The sequence below is a fragment of the Gordonia liuliyuniae genome (assembly GCF_021739025.1).
GTDB classification, from domain to species: domain Bacteria; phylum Actinomycetota; class Actinomycetes; order Mycobacteriales; family Mycobacteriaceae; genus Gordonia; species Gordonia liuliyuniae.
The window spans coordinates 216,159-232,297 of sequence record NZ_JAKKOT010000005.1; the positions used below are offsets into that span (position 1 = coordinate 216,159).

Consider the following 16,139-nt stretch of genomic DNA (forward strand, 5'->3'; position numbering starts at 1 on the left):
AATTACCTCCAGCGTGCACTAGCGCGTGTGCGATGCCAGAGGTCTCTCCCACCGCGGTGCGCTGCACCGGCGGCGACGCCCCGGGATGTCGGCAGCAGATCCGATCGGCGGATCCGCTGCGTCGGCCGTATTGACGGGGTCGTCATCGAGTCGGGGATACTCCCCTCTTTGATCGTTCGTCAGTCTACGGACGGATCGCTGTCCCCGCCACCGGTGACCGATGCGATCACCCCCGCGAGGTCTTCGGGCTTCACCAGGACCTCGCGCGCCTTGGATCCTTCGCTCGGTCCGACGACGCCGCGCGTCTCCATCAGATCCATCAGTCGGCCTGCCTTGGCGAAGCCGACACGGAGCTTGCGTTGCAGCATCGACGTCGATCCGAACTGACTGGAGACGACGAGCTCGATGGCCTGCAGCAGGTCGTCGAGATCATTGCCGATGTCGGCGTCGATGTCTTTCTTGTCCGACGCCTTCGCCGCGGTGACGCCCTCGGTGTACTCCGGCTCGGACTGCTCCTTGGTGAACTCGACGACGGCCGAGATCTCCTCGTCCGTGATGAACGCGCCCTGCATGCGGATCGGCTTGTTCGCACCCATCGGCAGGAACAGGCCGTCGCCCATGCCGATGAGCTTCTCAGCGCCCGGCTGGTCGAGGATGACGCGCGAGTCGGTGAGGGAGCTGGTCGCGAACGCGAGGCGGGACGGGACGTTGGTCTTGATCAGGCCGGTGACGACGTCGACCGACGGCCGCTGCGTCGCGAGCACCAGATGGATGCCCGCGGCACGAGCCTTCTGCGTGATGCGGACGATGGCGTCCTCGACGTCGCGGGGCGCGGTCATCATCAGGTCGGCCAGCTCGTCGACGATCGCCACGATGTACGGGTACGGCTTGTACACGCGTTCGGAGCCGAGCGGCGTGGTGATCTCCCCGGACCGCACCTTCGCGTTGAAGTCGTTGATGTGCCGCACGCGGGACGCCTTCATATCCTGGTAACGCTGCTCCATCTCCTCCACCAGCCACGCGAGCGCGGCCGCAGCCTTCTTGGGCTCGGTGATGATCGGCGTGATCAGGTGTGGGACGCCCTCGTACGGCGTCAGTTCCACCATCTTCGGGTCGATCAGGATCATCCGCACGTCGTCGGGCTTCGCGCGCGCCAGGATCGACACGAGCATCGAGTTGACGAAACTCGACTTGCCCGATCCGGTGGAACCGGCGACGAGCAGATGCGGCATCTTCGCGAGGTTCGCACCGACGAAGTCGCCTTCGATGTCTTTGCCGAGACCGATCATCAACGGGTGCTCGTCGAGGGCGATCTTCGGGCTCTCGAGAACGTCGGCCAGACGCACCATCTCGCGGTCGGAGTTCGGCACCTCGATGCCGACCGCCGACTTGCCGGGGATCGGTGCGAGGAGACGGACGTTGTCGGTGGCGACGGCGTACGAGATGTTGCGCTGCAGCTGGGTGATCTTCTCGACCTTGACCGCCGGGCCGAGTTCCACTTCGTAGCGGGTGACGGTCGGGCCCCGGGTGTAGCCGGTGACGGCGGCGTCGATCTTGAACTGGTCGAGGACGGACTGGATCCGGTCGATCATGTCGTCATTCGCGGCGCTGCCCATCTTCGGCGGATCGCCCGCGATCAGCAGGTCGGTCGGCGGCAGCTCGTAGTCGCCGTCGGACGTCGGTGCGGCAGCGCGCGCAGGTGCAGAGGCTGCGGGCTTCTCCGCCACCGGTGCGGGAGCACGGCGCGTCCGGCGCGGCACCGGCTCCGACTCGGGGGCGAGTAGACCGATCGGCTCGGTGACCTCCAGGTCGGGCACGATCGGCTCGGTCATCATGTCGGCCATGTGCGCGTCACGGTCCTGGCCCGCGGTGCGTCGCACCGCGGAGGGCGACGTCCGAGACGCGCGGTCGTGAGCCGACGGCCGCGAACGCGCCGATCGCTCGGCGGCGTTCCGCTCGGTCCGGTCACGCTCGGTCCGGTCACGAGGCTGTGCCGCGCGGCCCTCGTGGGATCGGCCCTGTTTGGGTCGGCGCTGCTGGGGTCGGCGCCGCTCGTCGGGCGGGTAGTTGTCGTACGGGTCTCCGTAGTCGCTGTCGGCGTCGAACGGCGCGTCAGCTGCGGACTCAAGGCGCCCGTCCGCATCCTCTTCGTCGAACTCCCCGTCCTCGTACTCCCCGTCCTCGAAATCCCCGTCCTCGTACTCGTCCTCGTCGAACTCCCCGTCCTCGTACTCGTCGTAGTCGTAGTCACGGGTGAGCCCGAGGTAGTCCGATGCGCCGCCGATCACTTCGCGCAGGGTGTGACCGCTGAGCGCGAGCACACCGAAGGCCGCGCACAGCAGATAGACCGGTACGGACAGCCAGACGGTGACTGCGTCCGTCAACGGTCCGCCGACGGCGTACCCGGTGAAGCCGCCTGCGTGTGCGCGCCCGTCGTAGTCGACCGGGGCGCCTTGGATGAGGTGTGTCATGCCGAGCACTGCGATCGCGAGCAGCACCGTGCCGCCGATGTTGCGGACGCGTCGATCGACGTTCGGCGCCAGGCGCATGAGGCCGATCCCCCACGCGGCGAAGGCCACGGGCGCGACCACGGCGAGGGAGCCGATCGCCGCGCGAACCAGGGTGTCGATGAATGCGCCGACGGGCCCGAGCGCGTGGAACCAGACGCCGACGGCGATGACGACGCCCGCCAGGAGGAGTGCGAACGCCGCACCGTCGCGGCGCGGCTCCGGCGTGTCGTCGCGATGTGCTCCGATGCGGGCCAGACTGCCGACGCCGCGGGCCGCCATCGTCCATGCGGATGCGACGCCGTGCCCTGCCGTCGCGACGGCCGACGGCCGGTGCATGTCCGCCGAGCGGGTCGCGGTCCGCGGAGCGGCACGGCCCGACGACGTTTTGCGTGCGCTCTGCCCCTTGCTGCCTGCCTGAGTCTTGCCGGCAGTCGGTCGCTTGGTCGGGGGCTTCCGGCTCGTGCTCGCGCGGCCTCCGGACGTGCGCGTACCGGCGTTGCCGCCTCGCGAGGTACCGGCAGCCGCACGACGACGCGTGGTTGCTTCTGAAGCCATGGCCACTACCCTAGTGCCCATCAATCACAACAGTCACACCCGCAACACACGTTCGAGGGCTGTCGTGTCGAATTCGTGACGTTCGAGGACAGACCGGACGGGTCAACACCGCGACTTCCGCGCGCGTCTACACCGACCGGTCGTCGGCGGACAGCGCCTGCACGGCCGCCTCCGGACCGGTGATCTTCACGTCCGCGGGCGCGCGCCCGAACGCCCACAGGAGCAGTTCGCCGGCGGTGCCGGTGACGGTGACGGCCTCACCGCGTCCGGCAGTCACCAGTTCGCGGCCGTCGACCGACCCGAGGGTGACACGGGCGGGCGAGGATCGCAGCGTGCCGCGAGCGACCAGTTTCAGCGGCCGCTCCAACGCGCGTTCGAGCGCAGGAGACAACTTGCGTGGCAGGAACGGTCCAGTCGGATCCGCTCCCCCGCGCAGTACGTCCTCGTGGTGCACGAACATCTCGGCGAGGTTGAGCACCGAGTCGAGCGGACGGAACGGCGAGTACCAGGGTGGTCCGTCGAGGACCGTCTGCAACAGGTCCGGCCACGGTTTGCCCGCGTACCTGCGTTCCACCGAACGCGTATAGCCGGCGAGCGCTGGCACGAACATGCCCAGAGCCGCGTCCGGCCTGCGTTCCCGCAAGATCAGGTGAACGGCGAGGTCGCGGGCGGTCCACCCGTCGCACATGGTGGGCACGTCCGGCCCGAGCGCGCCCATGGTCTCGACGAGCGCAGCCCGTTCGGCCCTCGCCTGCGACATCAGTCGTCCTTGCCCACAGCGATCACGTTCGGCACGATCATCGGCCTGCGACGGTACTTGCCCGCGACCCAGCGTCCGACGGCGCGGCGGACGCCCTGGGCAATCCGATGGGTGTCTGTGACGCCCTCGTTCGCCAGTTCAGCGAGCGCATTGTCGACGATGACCGCCGCGCCCGAAAGTGCGTCCGGATCGTCGGAGAAGCCGCGTCCGCTCACCGCAGGCGCGCTCAGCGCGCGACCGGTGACGGTGTCGACGGCAACGGTGATCGCGATGAATCCGCCTTCGCCGAGGACGAGACGATCCGACAGGGTCGATTCGCCGACGTCGCCGACCGACAGTCCGTCCACGTACACGTGTCCGACGGGAATCCGACCGGTGATCTGCGCGCGACCGTCGACGAGGTCGACGACCACGCCGTCCTCCGCTATCACGATGCGGTCGGACGGGACGCCGGTCGCCTCGGCCAGTGCCGCATTGGCACGCAGGTGCCGCCACTCGCCGTGCACCGGCATCGCGTTGGACGGGCGAACCGCGTTGTAGAGGTACAGCAACTCACCCGCCGACGCGTGCCCGGACACGTGAACCTTCGCGCTCGCCTGGGTGACGACGGTTGCGCCACGCTTGGACAACCCGTTGACGACCGCAAACACCGAGTTCTCGTTGCCCGGGATCAACGACGACGCGAGGACCACGAGGTCGTTGGCGCGGATGTTGATCTGACGGTGTTCGCCACGTGCCATCCGCGACAGCGCCGACAGCGGCTCGCCCTGCGACCCGGTCGAGATGAGCACCAGGCGGTGGTCCGGCAGGGTCGCCGCGGTGTCCATGTCGACGACGACGCCTTCGGGCACCGACAGATAGCCGAGATCCTGCGCAATCTCCATGTTGCGGACCATCGACCGGCCGACGAACGTGACTCGACGCCCGTGCCGGTGCGCGACGTCGACGATCTGCTGGATGCGGTGCACGTGGCTCGCGAACGATGCGACGATCACGCGCTGGCGCGCTTTGCCGATGACCGTGTCGAGAACGCCGCCGATGTCCCGCTCGGGCGTCACGAATCCCGGCACTTCGGCGTTGGTCGAGTCGACGAGGAACAGGTCGACGCCCTCGTCGCCGAGCCGCGAGAAGCCTGCGAGGTCGGTCAGTCGATTGTCGAGCGGCAGCTGGTCGAGCTTGATGTCGCCGGTGTGGAGCACGGTGCCCGCCGCGGTGCGGATCGCGACGGCGATCGCATCCGGGATCGAGTGGTTGACGGCGAAGAACTCGCAGTCGAAGTCGCCGTAGCTCTGGCGATCTCCCTCGACGACCTGGACGAGCGTCGGGCGCAGTCGGTGTTCACGGCACTTCGCCGCGACGAGCGCCAGCGTGAACCGCGACCCGACGACAGGGATGTCGGCGCGCAGCTTCAACAGGAACGGCACCGCACCGATGTGGTCTTCGTGACCGTGCGTGAGTACGACGGCTTCGACGTCGTCCATCCGGTTCTCGATGTAACTGAAGTCGGGCAGGATCAGGTCGACGCCCGGCTGCTGGTCTTCCGGGAACAACACACCACAGTCGACGATGAGCAGCTTGCCGCCGTACTCGAAGACGGTCATGTTGCGACCGATCTCGCCGATCCCGCCGAGGGCGACGACACGCAGGCCGCCCTTCGCCAGCGCGGGCGGGCGACCGAGGCGGTCAAGGATGTCGCCGGTGACACCGATACCAGTGGCTTCGGAGACCGAGGACTTACCGGACTTCTTCGTCGGCTTGTCCGCCCTCTTCTTGGATCCGCCCTGCTTCTTGGCGGCGCCCTGCTTCTTGGCGGCTTGAGTCTGGTTCTCGGATGCGGCCCGCTTCTCGGCCGGTTGCGCCTCGACCGGCTTCTCGCGTGGGGGCTGATTCTCGACGGGCGGTCCGGCCGGGCGGCCGGCGCGACGACGACGTTGTGCTCCGGACATCAGGAGATCACCTCCGCAGTGCGCAGATCTGCGATGAGCGCTTCGATTTGAGGCCCGTCGGCGGGCACTTGGGGGAGTCTCGGATCACCGACATCCAATCCCGCGATCCGAAGACCGGCTTTCACCATGGTGACACCGCCGAGGCGGCCCATCGCGTCGACGAGCGGAGCCATCGATTCGGCGAGACGACGCGCGTGTGCGAGGTCGCCCGCTGCGACGGCGTCACGCAGGTCGCGAAGACGACCCGGGACCAGGTGCCCGATGACGCTGACGAACCCGCTCGCGCCGATCGACAGCCACGGAAGGTTGAGTCCGTCTTCGCCGGACAGGAATTCGAGGTCGGTGGCGGCCAGAATCTTCGCGGCGGCGTGCAGGTCGCCCTTGGCGTCCTTGACGGCGCGGATCGTCGGCAACTCGGCGAGCCGGAGGATCGTGTCGGTTGCGATCGGAACGACGGAGCGCCCCGGGATGTCGTAGAGCATGACGGGCAGGTCGGTGGCTTCGGCGGCGGCCTTGAAGTGGGCGTAGACGCCCGACTGTGGCGGCTTGCTGTAGTACGGGGTGACGATCAGGAGACCGTGCGCGCCGAGGTCGGCGGAGTCGTGGGCGCGGCGGACGGTCTCGGCGGTGTCGTAGCTGCCTGCGCCCTGCACGATGCGGGCGCGGTCGCCGACCGCGTCGAGCACTACTTTCAGGAGCTCGTTCTTCTCCGGGACGGTCGTCGTCGGCGATTCCCCTGTGGTTCCGGAGACGACGAGTCCGTCGCACCCCCCGGCGACGAGGTGGTCGGCGAGCTCGGCGGCCTTGTCGTAGTCGACCTTCCCTTCCGGAGTGAAGGGTGTCACCATCGCCACCGATACTGTTCCGAACGGGTGTTCCACGCGCCCAGCGTCAACCGAATCCATGCCGCTCAGGCTACCGGTACAACGACGTCCGGCCGGTATCAGCCCTCGAAAACGAACGGGGATGTCGCGACGTGCGATCCATCGGCCAGTTCGCCGATCTCGAAGTCGCCGAAGGCGGTCGGTGCGACGTCGACGAGGTGCCGCAGACATTCGACGGCGAGCTGCCGGATCTCGACGTCGGCGTGCTCGGTGGCGCGCATGCCGATGAAGTGGCGCCACGCGCGATAGTTGCCGGTCACCACGACCCGGGTCTCCGTCGCGTTGGGCAGCACCGAACGCGCGGCCTGCCTCGCCTGTTTGCGGCGCAAGATCGCGTTCGGCACGTCTTCGAACTTCGTCTCGAGTTCCGCGAGGAGTTCGCTGTACGCCTCACGCGACGCGTCGGTCGCTTTGACGAACAGTTCCTCCAATCGCGCGTCGCCGCGGACCGCGGGCGGCGCGACGACGTTGGAGTCGTGCTCGGGCACGAACCGCTGGGACAGCTGCGAGTACGAGAAGTGCCGATGCCGGATCAATTCGTGAGTGCACGACCGCGAGATACCGGTGATGTAGAACGTGACGGTCGCGTGCTCGAACAGCGACGTGTGGCCCACTTCGAGGACGTGCCGCAGGTATCCGGCGTTGGTCGCGGTACGCGGATTCGGCTTGTCCCAGCTCTCGTAGCAGGCGCGACCCGCGAACTCGATGAGCGCTTCACTGCCGTCGGCGTCCGTGCTCCAGTCGATGTCGGCCGGGGCAGTGAACTGGGTCGCCGCCACGAGTTGCACTTTCAACGGCACCAGTTCGGACACCGGCGCTCCTCTCGCAGTAGTTGGTCTCGCAGTAGGTGGTCTCGCAGTAGGTGGGTGCGCAGTAGGTGGGTGCGCAGTAGGTGGGTGCGCACGAGGCGGGTTGGCAGTGGGTGGTCTCCCCGCGTCACCAATGGTGTCAATTGTCCCCCGACGCATTCCGTGCCGTTCCGCGGGGTCGACGAGCGCGACGACCACTCGCGGCGCATGATGGTCGTCATGAATTCCCGCCTCTCTCCCACGGTTCCCCAATCGGCCCGACCCGGTCTCGTCCGTCGCCGTGTCGCGATGATCGCCTTGTCGAGCGCGCTGGTCGCCGCACCCATCACGGTCGAGGCTCCCGCCGCCAACGCGGCACCCGACGTGACCGCGTCGACACCGTCGACGGTCATCACGCCGGATCGCGAAATCGGTCTGACGGGCACCGAGAACACCCGTACCCTCGCCGGCTACGTCGGCGAGGACGGCAAGCGGGTCAACGACCTGATCCTGCGCAGCGACAACCTCTCGAAGCTGACCGCCGCCGACCGCGCCACCCTCGACAAGCGCGGATTGAAGACCGTCGTCGACCTGCGTACCGGCATCGAGAAGACCGTCCAGCCGAACAAGAAGTTCGCAGGCGTCACGACCGTCGACGCTGACATTCTCGGGCAGGTCTCTCCTGTCGCCCTCGTCGACCTGGACCAGGCGTACCGCGCGTTCGTCACCGACGCCAACGCCCGCGCCCAGTACCGCGAAGCGATCCTCGCGATCAAAGACACCGCAGCCGACGGCGGCACGACGCTCTACCACTGCTCAGCAGGCAAGGACCGAACCGGCTGGACGACGGCGATCGTGCTCACCATCCTCGGCGTCGACCGGGCCACGATCAACGCCGACTATCTCGCATCGAACCACTACCGGCACGCGGCATCGAACGACGTCCTCAACGGTGTGAACATCGGCTGGCTGGACGCGTCGTATCGGGCGGCGGAGAAGAAGTACGGCTCGATGGACGCCTACATCCGCGACGGACTGAAACTGACCGACGGCGACATCGCGTCGCTCCGGGACAGCCTGCTCGACTAGAACCCTGCTCGGCGAGAACCCTGCACGACGAGAACTTTAGTCGCCGAGCCCGTCGGCGACGGAGCGGCGGACGACCGCCCCTAGCTTTCCGAACGTGTCTTCCCAGCCGTGCACCTGCACGGAGTCGATACCGAGGTCGGCCACGGGGCGGTCGTTTCCGCCCTCGTCGAGACGGTCTCCGTAGAACAGGATGTCGGCGATGCCCAGGTCGAGGATCTCCGTGAGACGGCGGGCGCCGAACGCCTTGTCGATGCCCTTCGCGGTGATGTCGACCGACGTCGACCCGCCGCTGCGGACCTCGAGTTCGGGGAGCCGTTCGGCAGCGTAGGCGCGCAGCGCTTCCTTCTTGCGGCCGTCCGGGTCCCATGCGGCTTTCGCGTCGACCGGCGCGGACTGGCCGAGCGCCGAGAACGTGATCTGACTGCCGCGGTCCTCGAGGATCGGGCCCCACGTCTCGGTCTCCCACAGTCCGAGTGACCGCGCGCCCTCTTCGACGACGCGCAGCGCCTCGTCCTTCTGCCCGGTCGAGAGGTCTTCGGCGTACACCGTCTCCCACTCGGTGCCCGACCAGCGGATGTAGCGGGTGCCGTTGGTCGGCATCAGATGCAGATTGGCCTTGTCGGGGAAGTCGCCGAGTCGGTCGAGGACCTGCGACTGGAACTGACCGTACTGTCCGCCCGAGATGATGCACACCATCGACGTGGCGAGTAGATCGGTGAACAAGCCGACCATCTCGTCGCTCATCGGGGTCTTCGAGGGGGCGAGGGTATCGTCGAGGTCGAACATGACGAGCTTGTAGCTCTTCCCGTCGCGGGTCACTCCATCAGGCATGCCGGAAAGCTTACTGGTGGCCGCCGACCACGAATCGCACCGGCCAGACGGCACTGAATCGGGGAGCCGGGGTTCGGCGCGGGATCGGGGCAGTGTTCCGGGTACGGACGGTCAGCCGATGACCCATTCGAAGGCGTCCGCCTTCGATCGGGCGCCCTGCGCGGTCTTCGAGCGAGAGGTCTCCCCCAGTTCAGCGAGGAGGGCCTCGCCCGTGCGGACCAGTTCGGCGAGCGCGGCAGGCGTCAGATAGTCGGGTCGCGTCGCGAAGAGGAGGTCTTCGGTCGCGGTGTTGCCGCTCGCTCCAGGCGCGAACGGGCAGCCGCCGAGACCGGCGAGCGCGCCGTCGACGACGCGGGCGCCGCCGTCGATCGCAGCCAGTGAGTTCGCGACGCCCATCCCCCACGTGTCGTGGCCGTGGAACACCAGTCGGCGATCGCCTGCCGGAGCGGTCGCGAACAGCTCGCGCACCTGCCCGGGATAGGCCTGACCGAGCGTGTCGGCGAGCACGACGTCGTCGGCGTCCGCGGTCCGCGGATCGGCGACGATCCCGCGCACCCGGTCCGGGTCGACGGGCCCGTCGAACGGGCAGGTGAAACTCGTCGCGATGCACAACTGGATACGTCCACCTGCCTCCTTCACGATCTCGACGGCCTGGGGCATCGCGGCGACCGAGTCTTCGGTGAGCCGACCGATGTTGGCCTTGTTGTGGGCGTCCGACGCGGAGAAGCAGTATTGGACGTTCTTCGCGCCCGCCGCGACCGCCTTCTCGACGTGCCGAGGCGTGGCCACCCAGATCCAGCACCGGTCGAGTTCGGTTGGCGTCAACGCACCCACGACGTCGAGCGACCCGGCCATCGGCGGTACGAGGTCCGGCCGCGCCATCGACCCGATCTCCAGTTCCGGGATGCCCGCGGCGAGGAGCGTGCGGACGAGTTCGACGCGGGTCGCGACGTCCAACGTCTTACCGGTGAGCTGAAGTCCGTCACGGAGGGTCACGTCTCGGAGGATCGCGTCTCGGGGGATCGCGTCTCGGGGGATCGCGTCTCGGGGAGTCACGTCACCACGGGGAGTCACGTCACGAGGTACGGCTGTGGTCATGGCGTGAGTGTATCGAGAGGCACGATCAGCGGAGTCCGGGGAACTCGCGGGCGTTCACGCCTCGTCGAGGGTGATGACGACCGAGGTCCCCTTCTCCCCGACCTTCGCGACGCCGGTGCCCGTGCGGACCTCGCCGTCGAGCTTGATGGTGATCGGCGTCGGTCCCGGCTGGAAGTTGCGCCACCAGGTCTTCTGCGACGCTGCCGCGACGCCGACGAGGATGGTGCCGTCGTCCTGGCGTCGGAACGCGACCGGCAGGGTGAAGTGTTTGCCGCTCTTACGCCCGGTGTAGCCGATCTCGGTCATCGACTTTCGCAGGGCCGGGCCGACGACCGGAGCCGACAGCAGCGGAGTGACGGCGGTGTTGACGACACGGGCTACGCGTGCGAATGTACTCATCAGTCCACAGTAGGACGCACATCACACTTCGCGCAGCATGCACGCCCTCGGCCATTGGTCCAATCCGTGCGACTTCTCTTGCGCCCGTATCGCTTTCAACCCGGGAGTCTCTTCCGAGTCGGCGAGGTACCGGAATCCGCTCCGCACGTAATAGGGGCCGTTCCACGGGACGTCGACGTACGTGGTGAGCGTGACGGCGGGCAGTCGACGCTTGCGCGCCCAGTCGGCGGCACGCTCGATCAGCGCCGCGCCCAGTCCGCGACGTGCATAATCGGGATGGACGGAGACCTGCTCGATGTGGGCGGTCTCGTCGACCGTTTCGACGATCAAGTAGGCGGCCGGCCGCTCCGTCTCGTCGACTACGACCCAGCACCGACCGTCGTCGACGACCTCCGTCAGATATTCGATCGGCAGCGGATCGTCGTTCGCGACGAGATCCATGCCGAGGCCAGCGAACAACGCGCCCGCAGCGATCTCGATCTCCTGCAGCACGGCCACATCCGAGCGTCTGCCTTCGCGAATCATCACGACCCCACGCTAGCGTCCGTACCTGCCGGGACTTCGGCACTTTCTTTCGGCGTAGAGCCGAAAGAAAGTGCCGAAGTCGCGGCAGCCGCTCAACACACCGCGGACAGGGCCTCCGACAGCTCGCCGCGTGGACGGATTCGGAGGTCGTGAAGGCCCCGCCACTCGGCCATCGCCCGTAGATCCGCAGCCAACGACGCCGCGACCGCGCCCCGGTCGGCGTCCGGTTCGATGTGCGCCGACAACACGTCGAGGACCCCGGTGCCGCGATCGGCCTTCAAGTCGACGCGCGCCACGACGTCCTCCCCCATCAGGTACGGCAGCACGTAGTAGCCGTGGACGCGTTTGTGCGCGGGCACGTAGATCTCGATGCGGTAGTGGAAGTCGAACAACCGCTGCGTGCGCGGCCGGAAGAACACGAGCGGATCGAACGGCGACAGCAGGGTGTGCCGACCGACAGCTCTCGGCGTCCTGGCCTCCCGGTGCAGGTAGGCGGGCTCGGCCCATCCCTGCACCGACACCTTTCGGACCACGCCGTCGTCCAATAGATCGCCCAGCACGGCGCGGACGTCCGCGGTTTTCAGCCGGTAGTAGTCGGCCAGGTCGGCGACCGTCCCGACACCCAGCGCCGAGGCTGCCTGGGAAACGAGTTCACGGTGGGCGGTGGCCCGATCGACGGTGATGTTCACGCGGTCTCCGACGATCCGTTCGGCGAGATCGTAGTGGCGGACGAAGTTCTCGTTTCGGGTGGCAGAGAAGTCGCCGGACGCGAACAACGCCTCGCACACGTGTTTCACCTCGCCCCGCGTCCACCATGAGCCCTTCTCCCCGGGCGCGCGTTCGATCCCGAGCACGCCCTCGATCTGCCGCGGCGTCGACGCACCAGCGGCAGAAACCACATCACCGATGTCGGCGGCGAGCGACCTGTTGCGCGCCAACACTTCTCGCGTATACCGGTAGCGACCGCCGCGGTACTCGTCCATTCGCCAGCCGAACAGCGGCCAGTCGTCGACGGGGACCAATGCCGCCTCGTGCGCCCAGTATTCAGCGAGCAGCCGAGGCGTCCGAGCGGTGTCGCTCCAGGCTGCGGCGTCGAGGACGGCGTCGTCGTACGCGCCGAGCCGACTGAACGCCGGCAGATAGTGGGCCCGCGCGAGGATGTTCACCGAGTCCATCTGCAGCAGGCGGGTGCGGCCCAGCACGCGACGAAGGTGCCTCCTGGTCGGCTGCCCGCTCGGCATCGGGTCCGTGAATCCCTGTGCGGCCAAGGCGATCCGGCGAGCCTGGCCGATCGACAGATCGTCCATCACAGGTATCCGGCGACGACAGTGACCGGCCGTCTGACACTCCGGGGTTCCCGCCAGTGCGGTGCGAGGTCGGCCCGCAACGCTGCGACGAGGTCCGGCGCCCCGGTATCTCGGGCACGTCGGACCGCAGACCACGTCTCGACGTAGCCGACGAAATCGTCGAGGTTCCAGTCGCGCGCGATCGGCGACGCCGCGATGTCGACCCGCTCGAACGGGAACGGCAGGTCGGCGTACCCGGAGTCGACGTGTGCCCGTTCGGGCGGCCAGTACCGACCGATCTCGTGGCGGTAGAAGCGGTCGAATCGTTCGGCGATGTCGTCGCCGGGGGCCACGACACCGTAGGTGATCAGGGCCACCAGCGCGCCGGGTCGGGCGATGCGCTGCACTTCGTTGTAGAACGCGGGGAGGTCGAACCAGTGCGCGGCCTGCGCGGCGGTCACCGACGACGCCGAGCCGTCGGCGACGGGGAGACTCTCGGCCGACCCCACGCGGTACTCGATGTTCGGGGGCCCGGCCGCGGCATCGATCTGGCTCGCCGACGGATCGACGCCGACGACTGAGTCGAAACGCTCGGCGAGGAGCCGCGTCAACTGGCCGGTGCCACACCCGACGTCGACGGCCAGTTCCCGCTCCGGCGCCGACGACGCCAGCACGTCGGCGAGCTCAGCAGGATAGGTCGGGCGGTGCTCCGCGTACTCGGCGCCGCCGGTTGCGAACCAGGTCACCGGGCGGACCGCTGGTAGTCGACGAACCGGTACCTGGTCCCCGTCTTCGACGTCTCCCAGCCGCCGAGCTCAACGACCGTCCACACGTCGGTGTCGATCTCGGGGGCGAACGCGTCGGCGGCGTCGACGAACACGTCGATCTCGGTGATCCGCAGATGGGTCGCGAACTCCATTGCAGCCGCATAGATCTCGCCGCCGCCCATGATCGACGCGACACCGCCGACGAGGTCGAGTGCCTCGCGCACTCCGGGAACGATCTCGGCGCCGGACGCGTCGAACGCGCGGTTGCGCGTCACGACGACGTTCCGTCGTCCGGGCAACGGCCGAAACTTGGCAGGCAGCGACTCCCACGTCTTGCGCCCCATGATGACGCTGCCGGTCCCGGTGAGTGCTTTGAACCGTGCCATGTCCTCCGGCACGCGCCACGGGATGGCGTTGGCCTTGCCGATGGCACCGGCCAGGTCTTGCGCCCACACGAGGGAGACGGTCATCGGGTACTCCTGACTCAGACGGCGACGGGCGCCTTGATCGCCGGATGCGATGTGTAGCCGACGATCTTCACGTCGTCGTAGTCGTAGTCGAAGATCGACGCGGCCTTGCGCAATTCCAGCTGCGGGTACGGGTACGGGTCCCGGGAGAGCTGTTCGCGCACCTGGTCGACGTGGTTGTCGTAGATGTGGCAGTCGCCGCCGGTCCACACGAAGTCGCCGACCCCGAGGCCGGCCTGCTGCGCCATCATGTGTGTCAGCAGCGCATACGACGCGATGTTGAACGGGACGCCGAGGAACAGGTCGGCGCTGCGCTGATACAGCTGACAGCTGAGTTTGCCGTCGGCCACATAGAACTGAAAGAACGCGTGGCACGGCGGTAACGCCATCTGCGGGATCTCGCCGACGTTCCACGCCGACACGATGTTGCGCCGCGAATCCGGGTCTGTCGTCAACGTCTCCAAGGCCACCGCGATCTGGTCGATGTGCTCGCCCGAGGGTGTCGGCCAGTTGCGCCACTGGACGCCGTAGACGGGACCGAGTTCGCCGTCGTCGGCCGCCCACTCGTCCCAGATCGTGACACCGTGCTCGCGCAGCCACGTGACGTTCGAGTCGCCGCGCAGGAACCACAGGAGTTCGTAGACGATCGACTTGAGGTGCACCTTCTTGGTGGTGACGAGGGGGAAGCCCGCCGACAGGTCGAACCGCATCTGATGGCCGAACACACTCCGCGTTCCGGTGCCGGTGCGGTCCGCCTTTGGCGTGCCGGTCTCCAGCACCAGTCGCAGCAGGTCTTCGTACGGTGTCGGGATGGGCGTGCTCACCTCGCCGAGTGTACCGAGGCGCCCTACGGCGGCTGGTCGACGCGCCGACGCCGATGCTTATCCCATGACCCCGGCGGCGACCGTCGCGCCCAGTTCCCAGCACGCGTCGAGCTGTTCCTTGTCCGGTTTGTTCGACGCGATCACATACTCGGCGGCCTTCTCCCAGCCGAGCCCGGCGGTGATCCGGTCGACGGCGTTCACCGCGCCTTCGGCCCCCTCGTTGCCGTGCAGGTACAGCCCGAACGGGCGACCCCGCGTCGAGTCGAGGATCTGGTAGTAGCTGGAGTCGAATGCGTGTTTCAAGGCGCCGGAGATGTAGCCGAGGTTCACCGGCGAGCCGAGCACGTATCCGTCGGCCTCCAGGAAGTCGGTGGCCGACACCGACAAGGCTGCACGGCGCACCACCTCGACGCCCTCGATCTCGGGATCGGTCGCGCCGTCCACCACCGCCTCGAACATCGCCTGGCAGTGCGGCGACGGCGTGTGATGGACGATCAGTAGACGAGCCATGCGTCCACTCTGGCAGAACCCGAAGCCCCTGTGCCCGCGAAGCGCCCGTTCGGCCCCGTGGCACGATCGTTCCGACGCACAACCGAGGGGAACTCATGCCGCACACCAGTACGCTCGCCGCCCGCCCGCCGCAGGCGCGAACCTACGAGCGCACGTACCGCCTCCGGATGGAGGACGTGACGCCCGCCATGGACGTCCGCCACGACGCGATCGCACGCCTACTGCAGAACATCGCGATGGACATGATCGACGAGTCGGCGTGGGGGAAGAAGAACCCGTTCTGGATCGTGCGCCGGAACGTGATCGACGTGCTCGAGCCGATCACCTGGCCGGGCGACGTGCACATCGAGCGATGGTGCGAGGCCACGTCGTCGCGGTGGGTCGGCATGCGGCAGCGGCTGACCGGAGTCCCGAGCGCAACCGGATTCGCCGACGCGGACCGTCCCGCCGGACTCATCGAGACGTCGAGCTTCTGCATCAACGTGACGCGGGAGGGTCGGCCTTCACGGATCGACGATGAGACCATCGACGACTGGAACGGCGACGTCACCGAGACCCGGCTCAAATGGAAGTCGATGACGCCGGCGTCGCCCGACGCCGTCACCGATGCGCCCGAGTACGCATCGTTCGCGTTGCGCACCACCGACTTCGACGCCTACGGACACATGAACAACGTCGCGTACTGGCACGCGGTGCACGCCGTCCTCGCGCGTTTTCCCGGACTGACTGCGGCACCGCATCGCGCGGTGATCGAGTACTTGCGGCCGATCACGCCGCGAGACGAGGCAACCATCGCCACCGCCGATTACGACGGCGGCCTCGCCCTGTGGTTCATCGTCGACGATGTGGTCACGACGTCGGTGACCGTCACGCCGCTGTGAACGCGAGAAGCCTGCCGGT

Annotated in this window: 16 protein-coding genes; 2 read left to right on the plus strand and 14 right to left on the minus strand. The window is 67.8% G+C overall.

What is annotated here, in order from left to right; all coding sequences use genetic code 11:
- Window positions 1-179: 179 nt before the first annotated feature.
- The 5 genes from L5G28_RS11845 to thyX all read right to left on the minus strand — a co-directional run bounded on the left by L5G28_RS11845 (window position 180) and on the right by thyX (window position 7,467).
- Window positions 180-3,065, minus strand: a complete 2,886-nt coding sequence (locus tag L5G28_RS11845) for a DNA translocase FtsK (protein WP_237001720.1) — start codon at window positions 3,063-3,065, stop codon at window positions 180-182.
- 127 nt (window positions 3,066-3,192) lie between these two features.
- On the minus strand, window positions 3,193-3,825 hold the full coding sequence (locus L5G28_RS11850) for a TIGR03085 family metal-binding protein (protein ID WP_237001721.1): 633 nt from the start codon (window positions 3,823-3,825) through the stop codon (window positions 3,193-3,195).
- Window positions 3,825-5,771, minus strand: coding sequence for a ribonuclease J (locus L5G28_RS11855; protein ID WP_237001722.1), 1,947 nt, complete (start codon window positions 5,769-5,771; stop codon window positions 3,825-3,827). Before L5G28_RS11855 ends, L5G28_RS11850 begins: the two co-directional genes overlap by 1 nt.
- Window positions 5,771-6,676: a 4-hydroxy-tetrahydrodipicolinate synthase gene (dapA, locus tag L5G28_RS11860; RefSeq protein WP_237001723.1), complete on the minus strand. Its 906-nt coding sequence runs from the start codon at window positions 6,674-6,676 to the stop codon at window positions 5,771-5,773. Before dapA ends, L5G28_RS11855 begins: the two co-directional genes overlap by 1 nt.
- A 38-nt stretch (window positions 6,677-6,714) precedes the next feature.
- Window positions 6,715-7,467, minus strand: coding sequence for an FAD-dependent thymidylate synthase (thyX, locus tag L5G28_RS11865; protein ID WP_236997377.1), 753 nt, complete (start codon window positions 7,465-7,467; stop codon window positions 6,715-6,717).
- A gap of 216 nt (window positions 7,468-7,683) precedes the next feature.
- On the opposite strand from thyX, the gene L5G28_RS11870 reads away from it, so the two are divergent.
- Entirely contained in the window at window positions 7,684-8,532 is an 849-nt protein-coding gene (locus L5G28_RS11870; protein ID WP_237001724.1) for a tyrosine-protein phosphatase, read from the plus strand.
- A 36-nt stretch (window positions 8,533-8,568) separates the two neighbouring features.
- Here L5G28_RS11870 and L5G28_RS11875 read toward each other — a convergent pair whose 3' ends face one another.
- The 9 genes from L5G28_RS11875 to L5G28_RS11915 all read right to left on the minus strand — a co-directional run bounded on the left by L5G28_RS11875 (window position 8,569) and on the right by L5G28_RS11915 (window position 15,239).
- Window positions 8,569-9,363 (minus strand): HAD-IIB family hydrolase, encoded by a 795-nt coding sequence (locus L5G28_RS11875; protein ID WP_237001725.1) that lies wholly within the window; start codon window positions 9,361-9,363, stop codon window positions 8,569-8,571.
- A gap of 111 nt (window positions 9,364-9,474) precedes the next feature.
- A complete protein-coding gene (locus L5G28_RS11880) occupies window positions 9,475-10,461 on the minus strand; it encodes a hydroxymethylglutaryl-CoA lyase-like TIM-barrel protein (RefSeq protein WP_237001726.1) in 987 nt (328 codons plus the stop codon).
- A gap of 54 nt (window positions 10,462-10,515) precedes the next feature.
- Entirely contained in the window at window positions 10,516-10,860 is a 345-nt protein-coding gene (locus L5G28_RS11885; RefSeq protein ID WP_237001727.1) for a hypothetical protein, read from the minus strand.
- A gap of 21 nt (window positions 10,861-10,881) precedes the next feature.
- The gene (locus tag L5G28_RS11890; RefSeq protein ID WP_237001937.1) at window positions 10,882-11,385 is read right to left on the minus strand and encodes a GNAT family N-acetyltransferase; all 504 of its coding nucleotides are present in this window, start codon (window positions 11,383-11,385) and stop codon (window positions 10,882-10,884) included.
- Window positions 11,386-11,477: 92 nt separating this feature from the next.
- Window positions 11,478-12,692, minus strand: a complete 1,215-nt coding sequence (locus L5G28_RS11895) for a winged helix-turn-helix domain-containing protein (RefSeq protein WP_237001728.1) — start codon at window positions 12,690-12,692, stop codon at window positions 11,478-11,480.
- The gene (locus L5G28_RS11900) at window positions 12,692-13,417 is read right to left on the minus strand and encodes a class I SAM-dependent methyltransferase (RefSeq protein WP_237001729.1); all 726 of its coding nucleotides are present in this window, start codon (window positions 13,415-13,417) and stop codon (window positions 12,692-12,694) included. Before L5G28_RS11900 ends, L5G28_RS11895 begins: the two co-directional genes overlap by 1 nt.
- Window positions 13,414-13,908 (minus strand): dihydrofolate reductase, encoded by a 495-nt coding sequence (locus tag L5G28_RS11905; protein WP_237001730.1) that lies wholly within the window; start codon window positions 13,906-13,908, stop codon window positions 13,414-13,416. The genes L5G28_RS11900 and L5G28_RS11905 overlap by 4 nt, the downstream gene beginning before the upstream one ends.
- Before the next feature lie 14 nt (window positions 13,909-13,922).
- Window positions 13,923-14,729 carry a thymidylate synthase gene (locus L5G28_RS11910; RefSeq protein WP_237001731.1) on the minus strand — a complete coding sequence of 269 codons (807 nt, stop codon included), beginning with the start codon at window positions 14,727-14,729 and terminating at the stop codon, window positions 13,923-13,925.
- A 57-nt stretch (window positions 14,730-14,786) separates the two neighbouring features.
- Window positions 14,787-15,239 carry a flavodoxin family protein gene (locus L5G28_RS11915; RefSeq protein ID WP_237001732.1) on the minus strand — a complete coding sequence of 151 codons (453 nt, stop codon included), beginning with the start codon at window positions 15,237-15,239 and terminating at the stop codon, window positions 14,787-14,789.
- A gap of 95 nt (window positions 15,240-15,334) precedes the next feature.
- Here L5G28_RS11915 and L5G28_RS11920 point away from each other — a divergent pair, with 95 nt between their 5' ends.
- Window positions 15,335-16,120, plus strand: coding sequence for an acyl-ACP thioesterase domain-containing protein (locus L5G28_RS11920; RefSeq protein ID WP_237001733.1), 786 nt, complete (start codon window positions 15,335-15,337; stop codon window positions 16,118-16,120).
- Window positions 16,121-16,139 lie beyond the last annotated feature (19 nt).

Bases quoted from the DNA above. Each gene is read 5' to 3' on its own strand.
- dapA (WP_237001723.1), bottom strand. From the start codon at position 6,676: ATGGATTCGGTTGACGCTGGGCGCGTGGAACACCCGTTCGGAACAGTA.
- L5G28_RS11870 (WP_237001724.1), top strand. From the start codon at position 7,684: ATGAATTCCCGCCTCTCTCCCACGGTTCCCCAATCGGCCCGACCCGGT.
- L5G28_RS11920 (WP_237001733.1), top strand. From the start codon at position 15,335: ATGCCGCACACCAGTACGCTCGCCGCCCGCCCGCCGCAGGCGCGAACC.
- L5G28_RS11850 (WP_237001721.1), bottom strand. From the start codon at position 3,825: ATGTCGCAGGCGAGGGCCGAACGGGCTGCGCTCGTCGAGACCATGGGC.
- L5G28_RS11880 (WP_237001726.1), bottom strand. From the start codon at position 10,461: ATGACCACAGCCGTACCTCGTGACGTGACTCCCCGTGGTGACGTGACT.
- L5G28_RS11855 (WP_237001722.1), bottom strand. From the start codon at position 5,771: ATGTCCGGAGCACAACGTCGTCGTCGCGCCGGCCGCCCGGCCGGACCG.
- L5G28_RS11915 (WP_237001732.1), bottom strand. From the start codon at position 15,239: ATGGCTCGTCTACTGATCGTCCATCACACGCCGTCGCCGCACTGCCAG.
- L5G28_RS11885 (WP_237001727.1), bottom strand. From the start codon at position 10,860: ATGAGTACATTCGCACGCGTAGCCCGTGTCGTCAACACCGCCGTCACT.
- L5G28_RS11875 (WP_237001725.1), bottom strand. From the start codon at position 9,363: ATGCCTGATGGAGTGACCCGCGACGGGAAGAGCTACAAGCTCGTCATG.
- L5G28_RS11905 (WP_237001730.1), bottom strand. From the start codon at position 13,908: ATGACCGTCTCCCTCGTGTGGGCGCAAGACCTGGCCGGTGCCATCGGC.
- L5G28_RS11895 (WP_237001728.1), bottom strand. From the start codon at position 12,692: ATGGACGATCTGTCGATCGGCCAGGCTCGCCGGATCGCCTTGGCCGCA.
- L5G28_RS11890 (WP_237001937.1), bottom strand. From the start codon at position 11,385: ATGATTCGCGAAGGCAGACGCTCGGATGTGGCCGTGCTGCAGGAGATC.
- L5G28_RS11845 (WP_237001720.1), bottom strand. From the start codon at position 3,065: ATGGCTTCAGAAGCAACCACGCGTCGTCGTGCGGCTGCCGGTACCTCG.